General features: G+C 77.4%; 1 protein-coding gene and 1 pseudogene. One reads left to right on the top strand and one right to left on the bottom strand.

From position 1 onward, the window contains the following. Window positions 1-636 (bottom strand): annotated as a pseudogene (locus NT8_RS27825) (hypothetical protein); the annotation flags it as partial. 351 nt (window positions 637-987) lie between these two features. On the opposite strand from NT8_RS27825, the gene NT8_RS27820 reads away from it, so the two are divergent. Then, entirely contained in the window at window positions 988-2,712 is a 1,725-nt protein-coding gene (locus NT8_RS27820; RefSeq protein WP_067976005.1) for a sensor histidine kinase, read from the top strand. Window positions 2,713-2,737: the final 25 nt, after the last annotated feature.

Raw genomic sequence — 2,737 nt, 5'->3', positions numbered from 1 at the left:
GTCGGCGGGCGCGGGGGCGCGGTCGGCCTCGGTGCCGGGGCCGTCCTGCGCGGCCGCCGGCGCGTCCTCGGCCGCGAAGGCGGCGGGCGCGGGGTCGGCGGGCGGGGCTGCGGTGTCGCGGGCCGCGGTGCGCTCGGGGTCGGGGCGGTCGTCGGCGGGCGGGTCGCGGTCGGGGCGGTCGCCGTCCGGCGGGGTGTCGGCCTCGGGCTCGGTGGCGGTCGGCGCGCCGAGGTCGAGCGTGTCGAGGGTGTCGGGCGCGGAGTCGGACCGGTGGCCGGGCGGCGGGCCGGTGACGGCGTTCGCGGCGGCCGGGACGGCGCGGGCCGCCTGGGAGCCGACGGCGTTGACGGTGGCGGCGACGTTGCCGACGGGCGCGGCCGAGGCGGCGTGGGCCGGACGCGCCGGGCGGGCCGGCTGCGCGGGCGCCGCGGGCGCGGCGTCGGCGGCGGCCGTGGGCGCCGCGGCGTGGTCGGGCGGGCCGGGCACGGGGTCGGCGGCGGCCGGGGACGCGCCGAGCAGCCAGGCCGCGCCGAGGAGGCCGGCGAGCAGGGCCAGGCGGCGGAGAGGGCGGGCCGCGGGGGCGCGCAGGGCGGCCAGGACGCGGAGGACGCGTCGCGGTCGGCCGGTGCGCGGCATCGGCTGGCCCCTTTCGGCGACGGGTGGACGATGGGCGGAGGCGGGCCTCCGCGGCGGGTCGGACGGGCGCGGCCCGGAGGACCGGCGCCCGACAGAACGCGACCGTAGCATGATCGTGCGCGTCGGCGGCAGGGTTCGGGGGAAATACCGTTCGATGGTGCGGCCCCGTGTCGGAATCGGCGGCCCACAGCGGACTTCGCGGACGATCGGTTCGTTCGACGCCAATCCCGCGAACGGGACCGGACGCCGGAAGAATCCCGGTTCGCCCCGCGGATCGGCGCGCGGTCCGTTTCCCGAGGGGGCCCGCGCGGCCGCCGGACCGGGATACCGTGGCCCCGGAGGTGTGGACCCGTGCCCGATGCCCCCGAGCGCTCCCTGCTCCCCCGCTTGCCCCTGGACGACCTGATCTCCGAACTCCACGTCCGGCTGGAGTCCGCGCTCTCCACGCGCGACCGCGTGCACTCGCTGCTGGAGGCGGTGCTGTCGATCGGCAGCGACCTCGATCTGGCGACCGTGCTGCGCCGGCTGACCGAGGCCGCCGCGCACCTGGTGGACGCCCGCTACGCCGGCCTGGGCGTGCTGGCCGAGGACGGCCGGTTCGCCGAGTTCATCCCCGTCGGTCTGGAGTCCGGCGAGGCCGACGGGGTCGACCGGTTCCCGCACGGCCTCGGCATCCTGGCCGCGCCGGCCAGCGAACGCCGCCCGCTGCGGATGCGCGACCTGCGCGGCCACCCGGGGTTCCGCGGGTTCCCGCCCGGCCACCCCCAGATGACGAGCTTCCTGGGCGTGCCGATCCAGGTGCGCGGCGAGGTGTTCGGCAACCTCTACCTCACCGAGAAGCGCGAGGGCGGGGAGTTCGACGAGGACGACGAGGCCATCGTCACCGCGCTGGCCACGGCCGCGGGCGTGGCCATCGAGAACGCCCGCCTCTACGAGGAGACCCGGCGCCGCGAGCGGTGGCTGGCGGCGTCCACCGAGGTCACCACCCGGCTGCTGTCGGGCGACGACACCGACGAGGTGCTGGGCTACCTGGCGCGGCAGGCGCGCGAGATGTCGGGCGCCGACATCGCCGTGGTGCTGCTGCCCGCGCCCGGCGGCGGCGCGCTGATCGCCGAGATCGCCGACGGCCCGGTGGCCGAGGAGATCTTGAAGACCCCGGTCGACATGCGCGACACCCGCTGCGGGTGGGTGTACGCCAACGGCGAGGCCGAGATGGTGCCCGACCTGCGCCACGCGCAGTGCCCGATGCTGACCCACCGCGGGTTCGGCCCCGGCCTGCTGGTCCCGCTGGGCACCCCCGAGCACACCCGGGGCGTGCTGCTGCTCGGCAAGGAGGGCAAGCGGTCGCCGTTCAACGACGACACCCGGCGGATGATCGACGCGTTCTCCGGCCAGGCCGCCGTCGCCCTGGAGCTGGCCGAGGCGCGCCGCGACGCCGAGCGCCTGGTGGTGCTGGAGGACCGCGACCGCATCGCCAAGGACCTGCACGATGTCGTCATCCAGCGGCTGTTCGCGTCGGCCATGACGCTGATGAGCACGCTGCGGCTGATCCGCGACCCCGAGGCCACCGAGCGGGTGCAGTCGACCATCGACGACCTGGACGAGACCATCCGCGAGATCCGGTCCACCGTCTTCGCCCTGCAGACACCCGCCGCGCCGGCCGAGACGTCGCTGCGCGGGCGCATCCTGGCCGCCGCCGAGGGGGCGGCGCGCACGCTCGGCTGCCAGCCGGGGGTGAGCCTGGAGGGGCCGATCGACGCCTCGGTGCCCGAGGAGATCGGCGAGCAGTTGCTGGCTGTGCTGGGCGAGGCGCTGTCGAACGTCGCCCGGCACGCCCGCGCGTCGGAGGTGCACGTGTCGGTGCACGCCGCCGACGACCGGCTGGTGCTGCAGGTGGACGACGACGGGTGCGGCATCCCCGAGTCGGGGCGGCGCAGCGGGCTGCGCAACCTGGCCGAGCGCGCGGCCGCGCTGGGCGGGGACTTCGCGACCGGGTCGCGCCCCTCGGGCGGCACCGCCCTGCGGTGGAGCGTCCCGCTGTGCGCGGCCGAGGACCCGCCGGCCGGCGACCGGTGAGGGGCTAGGGAGTGTTTTTTGGATG

It is taken from the genome of Nocardiopsis trehalosi NBRC 14201 (assembly GCF_001552555.1).
GTDB classification, from domain to species: domain Bacteria; phylum Actinomycetota; class Actinomycetes; order Streptosporangiales; family Streptosporangiaceae; genus Nocardiopsis_B; species Nocardiopsis_B trehalosi.
The sequence above is the reverse complement of the archived record's forward strand: the minus strand, read 5'-3'. Positions and strand labels throughout refer to the sequence as shown.